Here is a 5035-nt window from a genome sequence, read left to right on the forward strand (position 1 = left end):
ACCATTGGTTTACTTGCTCAAAATGTTCTAATTCTTCTCTGGCAATAGCCGTTAATTTTTTGATAAGTTTCGTACTTGAAGGATAGCGAAACATTAAATTTAAAGCTACTCCTGCTGCTTTTCGTTCACAGTGAGAATGGTCTAATAATATAGTGTCTAGATTGGCGATCGCTTGTTCTATCCAAGCTTGTGAAGTTGGTTGTTTAATATATTTAATGGTTGGTGTTTTTGTTAGTTGCATATTTATTCCTTGTGTTCATTTTCATAACGTTCTTTTGCTGTTTTTTTAAGATTAGCTGCAAGGTCTGGATAATTTTCTAACACTTTTTTCAAGTCATCTTTTTCTAAAATAAATAATTCACAGTAAGTCAATGTGATGATTGATGAAGTACGTCGTTGTTCATATACTAGAGCAATTTATCCAAAAAATTTACATGCACCCATATTCCTGTATATAATACCAGTTTTTTCTGAGAATGCTTGTACTAAACCACGTTTAATAAAGTGCATTTCATAACCCCAATTTCCTTCTCGAACTATATATTCATTAGGTGGTAATATTTCAGGCTTTAAAGCCATTACTATTTCTTCAAAAAAATCTGTAGTTGCTCCTCGAAAAATAGGCACTTTTTCAATTACTTCTTTGTGCAGTTCTAATGCTAATTTCATTCTTAAAGGTTCTGGTAATTCTTCGAGTATGTGGTAATCTCTAATATCGTGATTTTCAATCCATCTATATTGATAGTAATCTCTAATTTTTTGTTGTAAGTCAGATGGGATTTTGTTTTCCCGCATATATGTTTGAATTTGTCCTAACTTTTCTCTATATCTGACTTTTGTAGCATCTAGTTTAGAAATTAATGAAGATACATTGCCAATAATATAGACATACATAGATATTCCTAAGAACATGACTACCAAAGTAAATATTATTTCAATTTCAGTAGTGGGAGTAATATCTCCATATCCTACAGTAGTCAGAGTTGTAATTGCCCAATAAAGGGAATTAATATATTGAGTTCTTATACTTGCTGATTGTAGATAATTACTAATCAACCAAGAATTTTCAGCATTAGATTCCCAACTGCCAATCATAAACCAGATACAAGCTACCCAATGAGTAATTAAAATAATTAGTATGACTAATTTACACATTTTAATCAAAGTAGGGTTAATATTTATATTAGTTTCCCTCCTGTTAAAAATTAGAGAAAATTGGGGTAGTCGTAATAAACGAGGGAATCTCAATAAAGCAATAATAAATAGTGAGTTTGGTACAATTATTCTGGCAATTAAATCTCCGGGAATACTAGCTACTAAATGCCTTGAAAAGAGTCGATCTCGATAATGTTGAGCGATATTTTTTTTGTCTTGAATATATTCTCCGTACTCAAAGTAGCCAATATGAAATCGAATAAACATATCAATAATTAAAATTACATCTCCTATAAGATCTAATATAATCCAGAGACCATCAAATCTATTTTTAAAAGCAATTCTAAATGGGATTATGAAAGCATTATAAAGAGTAATGGATACAATTAATACTTGCCAGAATCTAATAAATTTACTATCGGGATGAAGTGTGGGAATTTTCACTTTATTTTTCTTGAGTAATTATAGGAGGGAACAAGGAACAGGAAACAGGTAACAGGCAACAGTGGGAAAAATATTTCCCTGTCTAAGGTTTATTATCCACATAAGTTCTAGTACCATTTCACTTAAAGTCAGAATTGATATTTTAGGTAGTTAAAATCTCTACTATACAGTAATTTCAGCGTAAGCATTTCAGCTTATTATTTGACTTCATCAGTTACCAACTATTTGTGACATTTTTTAAGTGAATTGGTATAACAAACCCATTATTTTATAGAGTAAAATTAATTAGTGAAGAAGGCAATAGACATAAGAGAATCATACGTTAGAGGCATCAAACTCGCTACCAATTGCTAGCTACCAAATTTTTATGTTGCTGGGGATTTTAATTAACTAGAATAAAATAATTTTTTATCTTTTTCATTTGGGTTTAATACCCCACCGTCTACACGATGTTGACAATTGGTTGGGGTTTGAGTCCCCATCCACTTCTTCCTTCTTCCTTCTTCCTTCTTCCTTCTTCCTTCTTCCTTCTTCAACTATTTTCATTGACTTTTTTTATATCCAAAAATGGAATAAGTATTATAATTTTCCGATGGTATTATACATATCTTGAGCAAATTTTTTCGGGTTCCATAATGGCGCTAAATTTTCTTGCTCTTTAGATTTAACTAATTTATCGACTAATTCCTGACGTAAATGAGGATTTTGACCTAGTTTTACACCCCAATCAATATATTCATTCCATGACCATGCTACGCCGAATTTAATATCTAAATTTTGTAAAAAAGAATAACCCATTCTAGATAAAAATTGCTCTCCGGCAAGAGTAACAACTGGTAAATTAAACCATAAAGCTTCTAAGGTATGAGTACCACCATTATAAGGATAAGAATCAAGCATAATATCTGCTAAAGAATAGATGCTTCTATGTTCCTCTTCTGTAGGAAATATTTCTATAAATTTAATGCGATGAATACTTACACCTTCAGCTTTACAACCTTGATGATAAGCAGATTGAAATACTTCTATATCTCCTAATGCTTTATGAATTAAAATACTATTAGGAACTTGCTTCAAGATAGCAATTTGTGCTTTGACTAAATCTCGGTTAAATTTTCTTCCTGGTGCTAAACAAAGATAAACAATTTGGTCTAAACCTATCCTCTGAGACTTTCTTAAATTAGCTCTATTTGTTTCTATTCTTTGAAAACCAGAAGTTGCTACAAATGAATTTGGCATCCTTACTAATTTTTCTATATAGTATTTATCTCGGTCTTGGGGGTGGGTATATAAATCGCATAGAAAATAATTATTCTCAGATATATAAGGAGCATCAAATCCTAACCAAGATATACAAATTGGTGCAGGTTTATTACTTAAAATTTGTGTATTAATTGGTAAACTCAAAGAATCTAAATCTATCAATATATCTATTTTATCTTGCTGAATTTCTGTAATAATTTCTCGGAGATCGACGCTTCCGTGGGGATATTTTTTCGGTACATATAGTTTAGTAACAGCTTGGCTAAATTTTTTAGTTTGGTCATCTGTTTTGAGACGTTCTGTTGGATATAAATATATTTCTGTATTTAATTTTCCTAACTCTCGAATAATATCAAGGCTACACCAACCGACAGAATGTCGATTAAAATGACTAGAGATAAAGCCAATTTTTAATAGATGATTATTGTCAAAATTAACAGGAGTATAAAAATGATTATTTTGAGGTTTGAGGACAAATTGTCTATAAACTTTCGATACCGATTTGTAGAGGTCAGAGTTGGCTTGAATATCATCTCTTAAATAAGGAACACTAAAAATAAAATTTCCATATAAAGCTTTTATATCGACTACCTTTTTAACAATAGTCATATCCTCTTTCAATTTAGCTTCAAGGTCAAAAAATCTATCTTTAGCAATTTCATTTAAGCCAGATATTTGATAAGTGCTAATCAAATATATCCCAGTCATAATCGGATCTATTTCCCCACATTCCTGATAATAGTTAGTGACTGCTTCCCTGGCAACTACATAATTATTACCATCCCGAAGAATGCCACATAAATGTTGATGTGCTGTAGCATAATTAGGCTGAACTTCAATCGCTTTTTTCAGATATTTAATAGCCTCAGAAAACTTACCTTGACTTCTAAAAATTATGCCAATTTGACTATAAGCTTCTGCTAAATTTGGATTGAGTGTAATTGCCTTTTGCCAACTATCAATAGCTTCATCTAACTTTCCCTCTTCAGCTAACTTATATCCCTGACTTAAATTAACCTCAAACCCACCCAAATTAGGATTTAATTTTAAAGCTTTTTCTTCTGAGGCGATCGCTTCGTCTAACTTGCCCAGTTGCTGCCAAACTTTGGCCAAATTCCAATAAGCAACGGCCATATCTGGTCGTAATTGAATCGCCTTCCTGTAATAAGCGATCGCCTTATCCAGCTTTCCCTGACGAAAAAACATACTGCCCAGGTTAACATGAGCCTGGGATAACTCAGGATTAAGTTCTATGGCCCGATAATATAGATTAATTGCTTCCGAAATTTTACCTTGGGCTTGGATAATATTTGCTAGGGTTACATAAGTAGACGCCCAATTCGGTTCTATATTTAAAGACTGGCGACAACAAGCGATCGCCTCTGATAAATGTCCCTGGGCATAATAAAGTTCTGCTTGTGCTGTTAATGCCTCAGAATTTGGAGTTTGTGAATGGGGAAGACTTGAAGAAATATTCATTGGAAAAAAAAGTCTATGCTATCTAATTAAAGGTTAAAATTTATCATATTTTGTACCTGAGTAGGACGAGAGAATATAGGTCTTTCCTCTAAGGTGCAATATTTGAGTTATCCTATGTTTAGTTTTGGGTAAAAATATTTGATATAGCTATAAGTATTCAGCTATCAGCTATCAGCTATAGTCAAAGTTTTTAAGTTTAATGTTTTGAAGTTTCTTAGATTTCCTAATCTGAATGCGTAGTACTATAACTAATATGAAATAGGTTAATGTTTGCTACAGATAATTTATCAAGAGATAGAGAGATGGGGAGATAGGGAAAGTCATAAATAGCATAATTACTTGTATTTCATATCAACTTGATCTTTTACTATTTCCCTCAACTTTCAGCCCTAAAGCTGATAATAAATATAGTATTAATTTTGGCATTTAATATTAAATCAGAAAGATTTCAATGATTGGAAAAAATTTGCATCAACTTCCACCAAAAATTAAATTTAAACCTCAAATAATTTTGGTGATTATTTCATTAAATTTGATATAACTATTAAGTATTTCCTGCGGAATGCTGCGCAAACAGCTATCAGCTATTAGCTATAATAGCTATAATCAAATTTTTTAACTGTAATGTTTTGAAGTTTCTTAGCTATCCCAATCTGAATGCGTAGTACTATAACTAATATTAAATAGGTTAATC

General features: G+C 31.6%; 5 protein-coding genes. All 5 read right to left on the bottom strand.

All coding sequences use genetic code 11. The features are described from left to right. Positions 1 to 241: tRNA isopentenyl-2-thiomethyl-A-37 hydroxylase MiaE (gene miaE, locus F6K13_RS17720; RefSeq protein ID WP_287287920.1), on the bottom strand; the 241-nt coding region annotated here is incomplete at its 3' end. Between the two features lie 2 nt (positions 242 to 243). Further along, positions 244 to 372, bottom strand: coding sequence for a hypothetical protein (locus F6K13_RS17725; RefSeq protein ID WP_275670286.1), 129 nt, complete (start codon positions 370 to 372; stop codon positions 244 to 246). Between the two features lie 45 nt (positions 373 to 417). After that, positions 418 to 1599, bottom strand: a complete 1182-nt coding sequence (locus tag F6K13_RS17730) for a cyclic nucleotide-gated ion channel (RefSeq protein ID WP_240038787.1) — start codon at positions 1597 to 1599, stop codon at positions 418 to 420. A 386-nt stretch (positions 1600 to 1985) separates the two neighbouring features. Then, the gene (locus tag F6K13_RS17735; RefSeq protein ID WP_161564354.1) at positions 1986 to 2135 is read right to left on the bottom strand and encodes a hypothetical protein; all 150 of its coding nucleotides are present in this window, start codon (positions 2133 to 2135) and stop codon (positions 1986 to 1988) included. 43 nt (positions 2136 to 2178) lie between these two features. Beyond that, positions 2179 to 4341, bottom strand: a complete 2163-nt coding sequence (locus F6K13_RS17740; protein ID WP_124143456.1) for a tetratricopeptide repeat protein — start codon at positions 4339 to 4341, stop codon at positions 2179 to 2181. Positions 4342 to 5035 lie beyond the last annotated feature (694 nt).

The organism is Okeania sp. SIO2B9 (genome assembly GCF_010672505.1).
Taxonomy (GTDB): domain Bacteria; phylum Cyanobacteriota; class Cyanobacteriia; order Cyanobacteriales; family Microcoleaceae; genus Okeania; species Okeania hirsuta.

What these genes read in the sequence shown, in the direction of transcription:
- F6K13_RS17740 (WP_124143456.1), bottom strand. Translation starts at nt 4,341, where the DNA reads ATGAATATTTCTTCAAGTCTTCCCCATTCACAAACTCCAAATTCTGAG.